Raw genomic sequence first — 14,589 nt, 5'->3', positions numbered from 1 at the left:
CTGGTCAGGGACGCAGGCGACGAGTCGCCGATGCCGCTGCGCTCGCGACGAGTCGCTGACGCACAGCTTCTCTGGCGACGAGTCGCTGACAAGCTCTCTAGGGGCGAGTCGCTGATACAGTTCTCAACGCCGCCGTGAACCAGTCGAAGATCTCGGCGAGTTCCTGCGGTGCGGGCCACCCGTTGACGGCGGCGACGAGCCGCCAATACCGCTCCACCCGTGCGTCATTGGCGATCGTCAGCCGCTCCAGGAGCCAGCGGCGCAGGGCGGCGTCGTCGGCGCGGCCGAAGGTGCGGGCGTAGCGCGCGGTCAGCTCGTCGACCACCTCGGCCGCCCCGGGCCCGTCCGGAGCCGTGCCCGCGGCAAGCGCCGCGCCGACAAGGTCGCGGACGGCCCCGGTCAGCTCGTGGTGCAGTCCGGTGGTGTCGCCGTTCGCGCGCTCGCGAGCCTGGTACTCGGCCATCCGACGCACAGCAGCACGGAAATCCTCGTCCTGGGCAAGTTCCGCCAGTTCCATCCAGGCCCGAACCTGTTCGGGCGCGGGGTCTTCCGGCAGATCGGGCACCGTCGCGCGGAGCAGTTCGACGAGCTCTGGATTCGCGTCGACACCGCCGAAGGCGTCGTCGACAAAGTCATGGATGATCCTGCGGCGCTCGGCGTCGGTGAGCGTGGCCAGTCGGTGCATGGTGTTCATCTCCTCGGTGTCGGTGGCCCGCTGCGCGACCGCGCGCAACACCGCCCGCCGCTGCCGCAGGATCCGGATCTGGAGGTCGACGGCGTCGGCATGGGCCGCCGCCACCTCGGACACGGTGCGTTCCCGCGCCAGTACCTGGCGCACGGTGTCCAGGTCGAGGCCGAGGGCGCGCAGGGTGCGGACCAGTTCCAGGCGGGCGATCGCGTCGGAGTCGTAGCGGCGGAAGCCGTTCGGGCCGATGGCGGACGGCGCGACGATCCCCCGGTCGGCGTAGAAGCGGATGGTCTTGACCGTCAAGCCGGTGCGTCGCGCCACCGCGCCGATCGAGAGGAGCGTGTCGTCGTCCATGTCCGACAGCCTGGCGTCTCCCCTCGGTGGAGAGGCAAGTCCAGGATTCGACGCGGTCAACTCAGCGGCGCGGTGTGCCACCAGTCCATGAATTCCTCTTGGGTGGCGATGAATCCGACGCTGTACATCAGGAAGTTCTCCCGCTTCTTGGCGCTGGTGAACACGGTGATCATGCGGGGCCGCTTGGCGGCGGGGTGGCCGTCGAGCAGATAGTTCGTGTAGGTCTCGCGGCCGTGCTGAGCGGTGGAGCGGGTGTGGCCGGGCAGCGAGCCGACGGCGGCCTGCACGTCCTCGGGCGAGCGGTAGACGAACAGCTCGTAGCTGGCCTTGTTCGGGCCGCCGAAGCAGTACCAGTACGCGGTGAAGTTGCCGAAATCCGGTGCGCCCGCGTCCATCGCGTTCGCCGAACCCTCCGGTTTTGCGAAGCAGGTGGACCCGTTGTGACCGGGGCCGGTGTGCACGACGTTGTCCTTGTCCACCTCGGGGGTCATGCCGGGAAATGCCTTGCTGATCAAGTCGATGTCGTCCACGAGAGAGCCGGACTCGTCGTGTTTCTTCGAGGTGGTCGGCGCCGCGGTGGTCTTCGCGGGGCGTTGTGTGGACGGCGACGGCTCGACGGTGCTCGACGGTGCGGCCGAGCTGCCCGGCTCGGACCCACGGTCGACGACCAGCGCGGTGACGGCGAGAATCGCGAGCGCGGCGCCCACGGCAGTGCCGATCACCGCTGTGCGGCGCGATCGGCGGGACGGCGTGGGTCCGCGGCCGTGCTGTTGCGCGGCGTGGCCGCCCGAGCGGTTCGAATGCGCCTGCGCCCCAGCAGAACCCGGTGCATGGATCGCGCCGCTGTGCGCGCGCGACGGCTGCTGAGCGCCGAGCGCGTCCGCACCGGAAACGAACGCGGAGGACCGCGGCGGATACTCCTGCCAGGACCCCTGCTCGCCCGGCACGCCGGGCGAGGCCCCTTGGCCGTGGGTGCCGGGGGCCGTGCGATACCCGGGACCGGTGGCGGGCGCGGGTCCCGAGGCCACGGGCGGAGTCGGGTAGCCGGGCGTCGTCGGCGGGGCCGGACGCGGCGGCGACCACTGCGGCGGCGCCGCCTGCGGCCACGCGCCGGAGCCGTTGCCGAAACCGTTGTCCGCCAGCGGGAAAGGACCGGACGCCGGTTCGGTGAACGCCCGCCGCGCCGCCTCGGCGAACTCCGCGCACGAGCCGAAGCGGTCGTCCGGACGCTTGGCGAGCGCGCGCAACAGCACCGCGTCCAGGGCGGGCGGCAGACCGGGCCGGACGGTGCTCAACCGCGGCGGCGGCTGTTGCATGTGCCCCTGGATGACCGCGACCGGATTACTCGCCTCGAACGGCACGGTTCCGGTCAACATACGAAACAGGCTGCACGCCAACGAATACTGGTCCGAGCGGTGATCGAGCACCGCGCCGGAGAGCTGCTCGGGCGAGGCGAAAGCCAGGGTGGCGGTGAAGGTTCCGGTCTGGGTCAGTTTGCCGGTGTCGTCACGGAAACGGGCGATGCCGAAGTCGGTGAGGAACACCCGCTCCAGCCCGCCCTCGGCCCGCTCCAGCAGGATGTTGGCGGGCTTCACATCCCGGTGCAGCACGCCCTTGCCGTGCGCGAAGTCGAGCGCCTTGGCGGTCTCGGCGACGATCTGCACCGCGCGCTGCGGCGGCAGCACGTGGGCGTCCAGCGACGCCGCATCGACACCCTCGACGTACTGCATGGAGATCCACAGCTGCTCGCCTTCGACACCGCGGTCGAACACGGTGACGATATTCGGGTGGTCGAGCTGGGCGACCAGATCGGCCTCCCGCTCGAACCGGGCCCGAATCTCGGTGTCGAAGAACAGCTCTCGATTGAGCAGCTTCAACGCCGTCCATCGCGGCAATCGCGGATGCCGCGCCAGATACACCGATCCCATGCCCCCGCGCCCGAGGAGGCGTTCGACGGTGTACCCGGCGAAAACCGCTCCGTTGTCCAGCATGCGTCAGTTCAGCGGCGCCGACCGCCACCAGCGCAGCACCTCGTCGATGGTGCCGACGATGCCGTCGGTGTACATCAGGAACTGCGCACGGTCCGGGTCGCCGGTGAAGACGGTGACCATCTTCGGGCCGCTGTTGTCGAATTTGTAGTTGGTGTAGGACTTTCCGCCGTTGCTGTCGGTCGACTTGGCGGCGTTCGACGGCAGGTTGTTCAGCGCTGCCTGCGCGTCGGCGGCCGACTTGTAGACGTAGATGGTGAAGAACGGATCGTCGTTGTTGCCGCCGCCGAAGCAGTCCCACTGATAGGCCCAGTTGCCGAAATCCGGTGTGCCGTCGGTGGGTACCGAAGGCCGGTCCGGCGAGTAGGCGCCGCAGGTGGCGCCGTTGTATCCGATGTCGCCGTCCTTGTCCGCCGGAACCATGCCCGGGAACTCGTTGCTGATCGCGGCGGCGTCGGCGGCCACCGGGCGCTTGCTGTTCGAGGTGCTCGTCGGCGCCGTGGTCGTGATGCCGCCACCACCGGAGGAGGAGCTACTGCTCACCGCGACGACGATGCCGACGACCACGGCGATCAGCACCACCACGCCGACGGCGAGCGCGGCGATCAGTCCGGTGTTGGACTTGCGCGGCGGCTGGTGGCCGCCGCCCATCGCGTGTCCCCCGCCCATCGGCGGTCCGGGCGGCGGCGCGAACCCGTACGCCCCGGACTGCTGCGGGTACTGCGCGGCGGGGCCGGTCTGCTGGTGCGGAGCGGCCGCGTTGGGCATCACGCCCTGCGGCGTGGTCATCGGCTGGCCGGTCAGCGGCTGCGAACCGCTGGTCGTCGGACCGACCGGGTACTGCCCGCCGGTCACCGGAATCGGCCCGCCGGTGACCGGATGCGGACCCGAGATCGGTTGCGGCGGACCGGTGACCGGCCGCGGGCCGCCGACCAGCGGCATGGACGGCACGCTCTGCCCCGACAGCGCCGCCTGCGCCGCCGCGGCGAACTCCGAACAGCTCGCGAAGCGATCGTCGGGACGCTTGGCCATCGCCTTGGCCAGCACGCCGTCCAGCGCGAACGGCAGCCCGGGGCGCACGCTGCTCAGCGCGGGCGGCGCCGACTGCAGGTGACCCTGAATGACCTGGGCCGGGTTGGTGGCCGCGAACGGACCGCTGCCGGTGAACAGCCAGAACAGCGCGCAGGCCAGCGAGTACTGATCGGAACGGTGGTCGAGCGCGGCGCCGGTGAGCTGCTCGGGCGAGGCGTAGGCCAGGGTGGCGGTGAAAGTGCCGGTCTGAGTGAGGTGGCCGGTGTCGTCACGGAGCCGGGCGATGCCGAAATCGGTGAGGTAGACGCGTTCGCCGCGGCCGCCGGTGGAGCGAGCCAGCAGGATGTTCGCCGGCTTCACGTCGCGGTGCAGCACGCCCATGCCGTGCGCGTAGTCCAGCGCGTCGGCGGTCTCCTTGACGATCTGCACGGCGCGCTCGGGCGGCAGCGTCTTCGGATCCACCGAGGCGGCGTCGATGCCGTCGATGTACTGCATCGAGATCCACAGCTGCTCGTCTTCCAGACCGCGGTCGTAGACCGTGACGATGCCGGGGTGGTCGAGCCGGGCGACCAGGTCCGCCTCCCGTTCGAACCGCGCCCGCACCTCCTTGTCGAAGAACAATTCCCGGTTCAACAGCTTCAGCGCCGTCATCCGCGGCAGCCGCGGATGTTTCGCCAGGTACACCGAACCCATGCCACCGCGACCCAATTGCCGTTCGATGACATAGCCGGCGAAAGCCTCACCGCTGGCCAGCATGTCTGCTCCAATTCCCGCCTGCACCGGGACCCACCGGGAACAGGCGTTAAGCATAAGAACGCGCGGTCAGCGCTTACCCGACCACGGAAAACATCGAAACCATAGCAGCAGTCGCACGGCCCCAGGGCGCCCGAGGAGGCGGGGTACGCCAGGCGACATCCATAGCGAAAAGCTATGGCGGAGGGCGTGGTTCGGGCGGTTGCGGGCCGTTTCCCGGCCCCTGCCCGGCGGGCGCAATTCGCCCCCGCACCCGATCCGGGAGCGCGATCGTGATCGGCCGTGGCGTGCGGCGCGTCGGCCGTTGTGGGATCGGCTCGTTCCGCCCTTGCGCCGGGCGGCCGGTGTCCGTCGAACCCTGCTGTGGCGCGGGCTCGTTCTGTCCGGACGCCGAACGGTCGGTGCCGGTCGAACCCCGCTGCGGCTGCTGCGGCACAGGCTCGTTCCGCCCGGACGCCGGGCGACCGGTGCCCGTCGAGCCCTGCTGTGGCACGGACTCGATCGGACGGCCGGTGCCCGTCGAACCCTGCTGTGGCACGGACTCGATCGGACGGCCGGTGCCCGTCGAATCCCTTGGCGGCACCGGCTCGTTCCGCCCGGATGCCGGACGACCGGTGCCCGTCGAATCCCGCTGTGACACGGGCTCGTTCCATCCGGGCGCCGAACGGCCGGTGCCCGTCGAATCCCGCTGCGGCCGCTGCGGCACAGGCTGGTTCCGTCCGGACGCCGAATGATCTGCGTCCGTCCGACCCCGCTGCGGCTGCTGCACTCCGGCAGCGCGCGGAGGGTTGGTATGCGCGGTCCCGCTGGTCGGCAACGAAGCGTCCGGCAGGGGCGCCGTCGGTGGCAGGCCGGTCGGACGCTCGGATTCAGGACTCGTCGGCGGCACACCCGCCGGACGCGAGGGATCGGTCCCGAGCGGTGCCGGTTGCCCGGTAGTTCCGTGCCGCGTGCCACCACGAGTCAGATCCACGGCGTGGTGCGACGGCGGGCAGGGCGGCGTCGCACCGTGGGCTGCGCCGGTATGTGGTGCGCTCCCGGTCTGATTCCCGGCATGGTGCGAGGGAGGCATGGGCAGCGTCCCACCGTGAGCCCCGCCCGTGTGCGGTGCGCTCCCGGTCTGATTCGTCACTGGCCGAGGCGGAACAGCGGGGCGCCCCGGCACGCCAGTGTGGGTGTGCGCGCCGGTGTGCGGAACCGAATGCGGATGCGGCGGAACGCTCGTCGGCGGCATCCCTTCGGCGCGTGGCGCGAATCCGGTGGGTGGCCGCACGCCACTCGACCGAGTCGGCACACCGGGATACGACTGCTGGGGTGCGTGCGGGGAGCTTGTGGCCGACCGGCCCTCGGGAGCGGGCGCATATGGAGACGCGGTCGCACTCGGACGCCGCACGTCATCGGAGCTCTGCGCGAACTGGGTGTGCGGGCCGGGATCAAAACCAGTTGGCACACCGGGATGCGACGGATCGGGTGCGGTGGATCTGCGGGACTCGTGTGCCGAGCCGTGCGCGGGCGGCACGAAACCGGTGTGTGGCGGCATTCCGGTCCACGAGTCCGCGCCTACGTGCGGTGTGGTGCTGGTCGATGGGCCGCTGGTCTGCCGAGCAGCACCTCCGTGCGCAGCCGCGCCGTGCGCCGGTGTGCCGGGGTGCGGTGAGCCGCTGGTCTGCCCCGGGGCTTCGGCGTGCGTAGCCGTTCCGCGCGGCGGCACACCGGGGTGCGGCGGTGCTCCGTTCTGCGTGGCCCCGCCGTGCGCAGCCGCGCCCGTGTGCGACGGCCCGCTGGTCTGCGAGGCCCCGCCGTGTACAGCGGCGCCGGGGTGCGGCGGCACGCCGTTGCGTGAAGAGCCACCTGCTTGCGAGGCCTCGCCATGCATGGTGTGCCCTGGCGCTTCGGTGTGCACAGCCGTGCCACGCGGCGGTACGTCGGTGTGCGGCGGGCCACCGGTCTGTGCGGGCCCGCCGTGTACAGCCGCGCCGGTATGCACCGGCGAGCCGGGGTGCGTAGGGCCACCGGACCGCGGGGCCCCGACGCTCGGGCCCGCACCGGCGTGCGGCGGGCCGCCGGCCTGTGGGGCGCCGCCATGTGCAGCCAGGCCGGGGTGTGCCGACGAGCCGACGTGCGTGGGCGTGCCGGTGTGCGGCGGACCGCTGGTCTGTGAAGCCCTGCCGTGCGTCGCCGCGTTGGTGTGCGCCGGTGAGCTGGTGTGTGTTGGGCCACCGGGATGCGGGGCCCCGGCGCTCGGAGCCGCGCTGGTGTGTGCCGGTGGGGCGACGTGCGTAGGGCTGCTGGTGTGCGGGGCGGGCGCGTGCGGTGGACGTCCGCCGGGGACGAAAGCGGTGCGGGGCGGCAGTGGAGTGGCGTCGGCGCGGGTGGCGAAACCGGTGTGGGGTGGCACGGGGCCGGTTGTCGAATGCGGGGCGGGTGTGGCGGACGCGAGGGCGCGGCGGGCGGCGACGGCGAAATCGGTGCAGCTCGGGAAGCGGTCGGCGGGGCGTTTGGCGAGGGCCCGCGCCATCACCGCGTCCAATGCGGCAGGCAGACCACGGCGGCTGCGGGACAGCGACGGCACCGGCGCGGCGATATGGCCGTTCATCACCGCGGCGGGCGTGGCGCCAGGGAAGGGGACGTTGCCCGTGAGCATCCAGAACAGCGTGCAGGCCAGCGAGTACTGGTCGGCGCGGTGATCGAGCGGCTGCCCGCTGAGTTGTTCGGGCGCGGCGTACGCCAGCGTGGCGGTGATGGTGCCCGCCGAGGTGAGCGTGGTGTCCGCGTTGCGCATGCCCGCGATGCCGAAGTCGGTGAGCAGCACCCGTTCCGGCTGTCCGATGGGCGCCTTGGCCAGCAGGATGTTGGCCGGTTTGACGTCTCGGTGCAGTACCCCGTTGGCGTGCGCGAAGTCCAGGGCCGCGGCGGTCTCGGCGATGATCTGCACCGCGCGTCCCGCGGCGAGCACGTCCACGTCGGCGCTCGCGGCGTCGGAGCCGGGCACGAACTGCATGGAGATCCACAGCTGCTCGTCTTCGGCCCCGCGGTCGTAGACGGTGACGATATTGGGATGGTCGAGCTGGGCGACCAGATCGGCCTCCCGCTCGAAGCGTCCCCTGATCTCGAGATCGCCGTACAGCTCGCGATCGAGCAGCTTCAGGGCGGTCATCCGCGGCAACCGCGGGTGCTGGGCCAGATACACCGTGCCCATGCCGCCTTGACCCAGCACGCGCTTGACGACGTAACCGGCAAAGATTTCGCCAGTACGCAACAAGGTGATTCACCCCCCTCATCGGGTCGAGCACGTGGATCCTACCGATGTATCTCGCGGACCCACGTGGGCGCAACAAGTCCTTCGATTCTCGGTTATTCGCCGGTGGATCGCCGGTTCTCCGCGATGTCGGTGCCGCCCACTACGCTGAGCCCCATGCGCATTGGAGCACACGTCCGGCTCGACAGCGATCCGATCGGCTTCGGTGAGAAACTCGGCGCCGATGTCATCCAGATGTTCGTCGTCGACCCGCAGAGCTGGGACAAGCCGGTCCCGCATCCGCGGACCGAGGAGATCCTCGCCAGTCCGATCGATGTGGTGGTGCACTCCTCCTATCAGATCAACGTGGCGAGCCTGAACAACCGGCTACGGATGCCGTCCCGCAACGCGGTCGCCCAGCAGGCGAAGGCCGCCGCGGAGCTCGGCGCGTTCGGCCTGGTCGTGCACGGCGGGCACGTCCGCTCCGACGCCGAAGTGGAGACCGGAATCGACAACTGGCGCAAGCTGTTCGAACGCCAGCAGGAAAAAGGCGGCTTCGCGGTGCCGATCCTCATCGAGAACACCGCGGGCGGCAACCACGCCATGGCCAGGCATTTCGACTCCATTGCCCGCCTGTGGGACGCGGTCGGCGATTACGGCGCCGGCTTCTGCCTCGACACCTGCCACGCGTGGGCGGGCGGCGAGGAACTGCTCGGCGTCGTCGACCGGATCAAGGCCATCACCGGCCGCATCGACCTGGTGCACCTGAACTCCTCGCGCGACGAGTTCAACTCCGGCGCCGACCGGCACGCCAACTTCGCCGACGGCACCATCGACCCGCAGCTGCTGGCCGAGGTGTGCCGTAATGCGGGCGCGCCGGTGGTGCTGGAGACCCCGGCCGAGGGCGTCGCCGAGGATCTCGCCTATCTGCGCGAGCACGTGGGCTGAGCTGCGACTCATCGAGCGGTGGGGCTGAACGGTCGGGGTGCCTCATCGCAGGGCTCCCGCGATCAGGGGTCGGCCGCTCCTAGCCGCTGCCCGACGCCGAGGCGTGGTCGGCCCAGCACTTAGTAGGCCAGGGGCCGTCATCTCCTCCTGCCGCTCGCGGATGCCGCGAACCAGCAGAGCCAGGGTCGGCATGTGCCCAGCACCTCCTTCGACGCTCTCTCGTCAGGTCAGCGGGTGGGCGCGGACGTGGTTCCGGCCGCATACCTGCAAATCACGCTCGCCCACCCAGGTTTCCCCGAGCAGTGCCGGGCACGTCGGGTGCCGTACCCGGCTTACCTCCCGCCGTTGGTAAGCATGGGTGCAACTTCCAGCGTGGTCATCCGGCTGTGGTTGCGTTCCTTTGAGTGGGTGGAGGGCGTTCTCTCGTCAGTTCAGCGGGTGGGCGCGTTCGCAGACGTGGTTTCGGGGGCTTGCCTGCAAATCACGCTCACCCACCCAGGCTTCCCCGAACGGTGCTGGGCACGCCGAGTTGCCGTACCCGACCTACCTCCCGCCGTTGGTGGACGCTGGCGCAGGTTCCAGCGTGGTCGACCGGCTGTGGTTGCGTTCTTGGGGAGTAACAGGGTGGGTGCTGTTGCGTGGTAGGTGCGGTGCTGATGGGGGCGGGTCTACCTGTCCCCGGTGTGCGTGCTGGGGTGCTGAAAATCGACGGGAGTCAAATGGTGGTTCGGGGGTTGACGGGCCGGGACCGGTTCGCCAATTGTGGGGCGCGAGTGGCACGTGTTGCGATCATGCCGACGAAAACCCTGGTCGCGGAGGGTTTACGGGTGGTGTGCTCTAGCGCGCACTAACCGTTCTCGACAGCGAAGGTGATCACCATGACGATCGCAACCGCCCCCACTGTTTCGGTGACCAAGCTCGGCGCCCGCATCGGCGCTCAGGTCGACAATGTCCGGCTCGGCGGCGACCTGGACGCGGCGCCGGTCGACGTGATCCGCCGCGCTCTGCTCGAACACAAGGTCGTCTTCTTCCGCGGCCAGGACCACCTCACCGAGGATGGGCAGTACGAGTTCGCCGAGTTGCTCGGTAGCCCGACCACCCCGCACCCGACCGTCACCTCGCACGGGCTGAAGAGCCTGGCCATCGACTCCGAGTACGGCCGCGCCAACAGCTGGCACACCGACGTCACCTTCGTCGACCGCATCCCGAAGGCGTCGATCCTTCGCGCGGTCACCCTGCCGACCTACGGCGGCTCCACCACATGGGCCTCCACAGTGGCCGCCTACGAATCGCTGCCCGAGCCACTGAAGCTGCTCGCCGAGAACCTGCGCGCGGTGCACACCAACGTGTACGACTACGCCGCGGCGCACGGCGCCAAGGCCCGCCCCAACGCCGCCGAGTACCGTGCCGAGTTCGAGTCGACCTACTTCGAGACCGAGCACCCGGTGGTGCGCGTGCACCCGGAGACCGGCGAGAAGGCGCTGCTGGTCGGTCACTTCGTGAAGCACTTCGTCGGCCTGTCCGGCGCCGAATCCCAGGCACTGTTCCGCCTGTTCCAGGACCGGGTGACGCGCCTGGAGAACACCGTCCGGTGGAACTGGCAGCTCGGTGACGTGGCGATCTGGGACAACCGCGCCACCCAGCACTACGCCATCGACGACTACGACGACCAGCCGCGCAAGCTGACCCGCATCACCCTGGCGGGCGATGTCCCGGTCGGCGTGGACGGCGTCGCGAGCACCGTCATCGCGGGCAATGCCGAGCACTACTCGATCATCGAGGAGGTCTCCCGCGCCGCCTGACCGGCGCTGCCGGACGACGGCTGCCCCGCGAGGACCGAAGGCCCGGAAACACCCCGACCAAGGGCGCCGCAACACGCGGGAGGAAGGCTCAGAGACCGCGGGCGGGAGGCCCAAGACACGCGGGGCGTAGGCACCGAGACACGCCGATTGAAGGCGCCTCGAAGGCACCGAGACACGCCGAGCGAAGGCGCCTGGACACGCGGACCGGAAGCTCAGAGACACGCGGGGCGGCCCGAGACCGAGGGCGGGCCGAGGACGAGAGCCCCATTAGTCCACACTGGTGGCCATGAGTATTCGGCCGTTGGACGGAGTTCGCGTCCTCGAGCTCGGTAATTACATCGCCGCGCCCACCGCCGGGCGCATCCTCGGCGACTTCGGCGCCGAGGTCATCAAGGTGGAACGGCCGAAGGCCGGCGACGAGTTGCGCAACTGGCGGCTCTACGGCGGCGACACCTCGATGCTGTACCGCACCGTCAACCGGAACAAGAAGTCGATCACCCTGGATCTGCGCACCGACGAGGGGCGCGCGGTGGTGCTCGACCTGGTCAGGCACTGCGATGTGCTGCTGGAGAACTTCCGGCCCGGCATGCTCGAGAAGTGGGGCCTCGGGCCCGACGCGCTGAACGAGGCCAACCCCGATCTGGTGATCACCAGGATCTCCGCCTACGGGCAGACCGGGCCGATGTCCGCGCGGCCCGGTTTCGCCGCGGTCGCCGAGGCCGTGGGCGGTCTGCGCGAACTGGTTGGCGACCCGGACCGTCCCCCGGTGCGGGTCGGTGTCTCGATCGGTGACTCCATCGCGGGCATCTACGCCGCCTTCGGCACCGTGATGGCGCTCTTCCAGCGAGAGCGCACGGACGACGCGGTGCCCCTGCGGGAACGTGTGATCGATGTCGCACTGAACGAGGCCATTCTCTCGGTGATGGAGTCGCTGGTCCCCGACTACCTGGCCTACGGCATCAACCGCGAGCGCGTCGGCGGCCGGATGGAGGGCATCGCGCCGAGCAACGCCTACCCCTGCCGGGACGGATTCAGCATCATCATCGGCGGCAACGGCGACGCGATCTTCCAGCGCTACATGGGAGTCATCGGCAGGCCCGATCTGGCGGCCGATCCCGAACTCCAGGACAACGCGGGCCGCTGGCGCCACCGCGAACGACTGGACGCGTCGATCGGCGAATGGACGATGCGGCACACCAGGGACGAAGCGCTGAAGATCCTGGAGGACGCGGCCATCCCGTGCGGGCCGATCTACACCGCCGCCGACATCGTCGACGACGAACAGTACAAGGCGCGCAACATGATTCAGCCGTTCCCGGTGGACGTCGGCGAACCTGAACCGAAGACCGTCGGCTTCCCCGGCATCGTGCCGGTGATCGGCGAACAGTCGCTTCCCATCCGCAACGTAGGCCCCGACCTGGGCGAACACACCCGCGAGGTGCTCTCGGGACTGCTCGGCCTGAGCGAGGCCGAGATCGCCGCCGCGTCGGGATCCAGCGAGGTGCAGGCATGAGCGAGCGAATCACGTCCCAGCGCGCACGACGCATGCCGAAACCGAGCGCCAGCGAGGTGCAGGCATGAGTGAGCGGAGCGAGCGAATCATGTGCCAGCGCGCACGGCGCATGCCGGAAGCGAGCGCCAGCGAGGTGCAGGCATGAGCCGCAGGCGCGTACGGCGCAGGCCGGCCGGCCGTAATACGTGGGAGCAGCGCGCGCCAGGACACGCGCGGCCGACGATCCACCCGAATCCGGCGGGCGCGAACCAGAAACCGTGGGCGGGCGTGATGTGCGTGCCGCCGCAGGCGCGGGAGGACCGGCAGTGCTGACCGAGACGAGCGGCGCGCTACTGCGTGATGTGACTCTGCGCGACGGACTGCAACTGACCGGCAAGACCTTGCCGGTGGAGCGCAAGGTCGAGATCGTGCGCCGCCTGCTCGCGCTCGGCGTGCCCGCGCTGGAGATCGGTTCGATGGCGCGCCCCGACCTGGTGCCGCCCATGGCCAACACCATGGACCTGGTCGCGGCCCTGACCCCCGAGGAGCTCGAGCGCTGCTGGGTGTGGGTGGCCACCCCGCGTCACGTGGCCAAGGCCGCGGAGGCGGGCGTCCGCAATTTCCAGTACTGCTTCTCGGTCTCCGACTCGCACAACCAGGCCAATATCGGCCGCACCACCGAGGACAGCTTGGCCGTGATGCCGGAGGCGGTGCGATTGGCCCACGAGGTGGGCGGCGCCATTCAGCTGTGCTTGGCCACCAGTTTCACCTGCCCGTTCGAGGGCCCGGTGGATCCGGGGCGGGTGCTCGAGATCGCGAACGATCCGCGCACCGAGGGCGCGAGCGACATCGTGCTCGCCGATACGCTCGGCCAGGCCCATCCTGCCCAGGTCGCCGCCCTGATCTCCGCGGTTCGTGACCGGACGCCGCAGCGCCGCATCGTGTTCCACGGCCACGACACCTGGGGCATGGGCGTGGCCAACACCTTGGCCGCGATCGCGGCGGGCGCGGGCATGGTCGACGGATCGCTCGGCGGCTTGGGCGGCTGCCCGTTCGCGCCGGGCGCGAGCGGCAACACCTCCAGCGAGGACATCCTCTTCGCCACCCGCCCCGACTGGTTCGCGCCGCCCACGCTGGCCACGCTCGTCGAACTGACCGAGGGCCTGCTCGCCGATCTCGGCGAACCCAACCGCTCGCGCGCCGCCGAGGGAGCGCGGTCGAAGGCCGCGGCCTTCGAATGGGTCATCGGCTGACCGCGGGGCGGTCCTCGAACACGTAGTTCACGAAGTCGTCGACCGGCTGGTAACCGATCGCCCGGTAGATCCGGTTCGATGTGGGGTTCGCCAGATCGGTGAACAGGCAGACGTCGAGACCGTTGCGGCGCAAGGCCCGCGACACCTGCGCGGTAAGGGCCGACGCGTAGCCGTGCCCGCGCTCGGCGGGCGGCGTGTAGACCGGGCCGATGCGCGTCCAGCCGCCCACCGGAATCTGGTGCGCGGCAAGGCTCACCGGACGGCCGCCGACCTCCCACAACCACCAGCGCCCCGCCGCCACCCGCTTGCGGATCACGTCCGGGTTCGGATGCGGCGGCGCCAGATCGATTTCGTGGCGCATGGCCTCGAACCAGGCAACACACAGCGCGACATCGCGGTCGGCGGCTCGGCGCGGCGCACCGGCGACCCCGCGCGGCACACGCAGCTCGCCGAGCCGGAACAGCCTGGTACGGACGTCTTCCCGCAGACCGACGCCGCGCAGCGCGCACCAATGCTCGGCGAACGACTCCGCGGCGGCGACGAGCCCTTCGACCCCGGTGTTGCCGGGCGCCGCGGCGGCGAACGCCTCAGCGACCGGTCGCAGGCTCTCGGCGGGCAGCTGCCCCAGGTAGACCTCGCGACCTCCGGCCCACATGGCGACGCCGACGACGGCGCCGTCCGCCGCGTGCAGCGACAGGAAGCGCGACGTTCCATCCGCCGCCTGCTGCCCGTCCACGTGGTTGGCGACGACCGTGGCGATCACCGTGTGCCGCAGGAAATCACGGCTCACGAAGGCCTCTGTCGCGGCGCGATACGCGACAGCATCGCCGGTGATCTCGATCCGCATGCCGCATACCTCCACTTCGCTCCCGCAGTGTGCGAAGTGTGGACGTACCCCGTCCGCGGCGCCCCTCCGGCGCGATCCCGCCGCGCTCCGCGATTCCGCGGACCTTCGACGGACTTCGTCCGCTGCCCTTGTCAGGCGTCACGATAAGCGTCGAAGACGTCGGGCACCAATGACTTTCGCAGCGACATCACGGG

The 14,589-nt window shown here is 70.3% G+C and carries 9 protein-coding genes; 4 read left to right on the top strand and 5 right to left on the bottom strand.

Annotation, left to right across the window (positions count from 1 at the left end; all coding sequences use genetic code 11):
* Positions 1-97: 97 nt before the first annotated feature.
* The 4 genes from AC3ERS_RS14855 to AC3ERS_RS14840 form a co-directional block, all read right to left on the bottom strand.
* Positions 98-1,042 carry a MerR family transcriptional regulator gene (locus AC3ERS_RS14855; protein ID WP_431967707.1) on the bottom strand — a complete coding sequence of 315 codons (945 nt, stop codon included), beginning with the start codon at positions 1,040-1,042 and terminating at the stop codon, positions 98-100.
* 56 nt (positions 1,043-1,098) lie between these two features.
* Positions 1,099-3,033, bottom strand: coding sequence for a serine/threonine protein kinase (locus AC3ERS_RS14850; protein ID WP_431967705.1), 1,935 nt, complete (start codon positions 3,031-3,033; stop codon positions 1,099-1,101).
* 3 nt (positions 3,034-3,036) lie between these two features.
* Positions 3,037-4,818 carry a serine/threonine-protein kinase gene (locus AC3ERS_RS14845; RefSeq protein WP_431967704.1) on the bottom strand — a complete coding sequence of 594 codons (1,782 nt, stop codon included), beginning with the start codon at positions 4,816-4,818 and terminating at the stop codon, positions 3,037-3,039.
* A gap of 172 nt (positions 4,819-4,990) precedes the next feature.
* On the bottom strand, positions 4,991-8,074 hold the full coding sequence (locus tag AC3ERS_RS14840; RefSeq protein ID WP_431967702.1) for a serine/threonine-protein kinase: 3,084 nt from the start codon (positions 8,072-8,074) through the stop codon (positions 4,991-4,993).
* 156 nt (positions 8,075-8,230) lie between these two features.
* Here AC3ERS_RS14840 and AC3ERS_RS14835 point away from each other — a divergent pair, with 156 nt between their 5' ends.
* The 4 genes from AC3ERS_RS14835 to AC3ERS_RS14820 all read left to right on the top strand — a co-directional run bounded on the left by AC3ERS_RS14835 (position 8,231) and on the right by AC3ERS_RS14820 (position 13,548).
* Entirely contained in the window at positions 8,231-9,001 is a 771-nt protein-coding gene (locus AC3ERS_RS14835; protein ID WP_431967700.1) for a deoxyribonuclease IV, read from the top strand.
* Positions 9,002-9,879: 878 nt separating this feature from the next.
* On the top strand, positions 9,880-10,803 hold the full coding sequence (locus tag AC3ERS_RS14830; RefSeq protein ID WP_431967698.1) for a TauD/TfdA dioxygenase family protein: 924 nt from the start codon (positions 9,880-9,882) through the stop codon (positions 10,801-10,803).
* 286 nt (positions 10,804-11,089) lie between these two features.
* Positions 11,090-12,316 carry a CaiB/BaiF CoA transferase family protein gene (locus AC3ERS_RS14825; RefSeq protein ID WP_431967696.1) on the top strand — a complete coding sequence of 409 codons (1,227 nt, stop codon included), beginning with the start codon at positions 11,090-11,092 and terminating at the stop codon, positions 12,314-12,316.
* 305 nt (positions 12,317-12,621) lie between these two features.
* Positions 12,622-13,548 carry a hydroxymethylglutaryl-CoA lyase gene (locus AC3ERS_RS14820; protein WP_431967694.1) on the top strand — a complete coding sequence of 309 codons (927 nt, stop codon included), beginning with the start codon at positions 12,622-12,624 and terminating at the stop codon, positions 13,546-13,548.
* On the opposite strand, the gene AC3ERS_RS14815 is transcribed toward AC3ERS_RS14820, so the two are convergent.
* Positions 13,538-14,395: a GNAT family N-acetyltransferase gene (locus tag AC3ERS_RS14815; protein WP_431967692.1), complete on the bottom strand. Its 858-nt coding sequence runs from the start codon at positions 14,393-14,395 to the stop codon at positions 13,538-13,540. The two genes, AC3ERS_RS14820 and AC3ERS_RS14815, sit on opposite strands and share 11 nt — an antisense overlap.
* Between the last annotated feature and the right edge of the window lie 194 nt (positions 14,396-14,589).

It is taken from the genome of Nocardia sp. bgisy134, assembly GCF_057708325.1.
This window is presented reverse-complemented; position numbering and strand designations above follow the sequence as displayed.

Coding starts and splice junctions, on each gene's coding strand:
- AC3ERS_RS14815 (WP_431967692.1), bottom strand. CDS start 14,395: ATGCGGATCGAGATCACCGGCGATGCTGTCGCGTATCGCGCCGCGACA.
- AC3ERS_RS14830 (WP_431967698.1), top strand. CDS start 9,880: ATGACGATCGCAACCGCCCCCACTGTTTCGGTGACCAAGCTCGGCGCC.
- AC3ERS_RS14835 (WP_431967700.1), top strand. CDS start 8,231: ATGCGCATTGGAGCACACGTCCGGCTCGACAGCGATCCGATCGGCTTC.
- AC3ERS_RS14855 (WP_431967707.1), bottom strand. CDS start 1,042: ATGGACGACGACACGCTCCTCTCGATCGGCGCGGTGGCGCGACGCACC.
- AC3ERS_RS14850 (WP_431967705.1), bottom strand. CDS start 3,033: ATGCTGGACAACGGAGCGGTTTTCGCCGGGTACACCGTCGAACGCCTC.
- AC3ERS_RS14825 (WP_431967696.1), top strand. CDS start 11,090: ATGAGTATTCGGCCGTTGGACGGAGTTCGCGTCCTCGAGCTCGGTAAT.
- AC3ERS_RS14845 (WP_431967704.1), bottom strand. CDS start 4,818: ATGCTGGCCAGCGGTGAGGCTTTCGCCGGCTATGTCATCGAACGGCAA.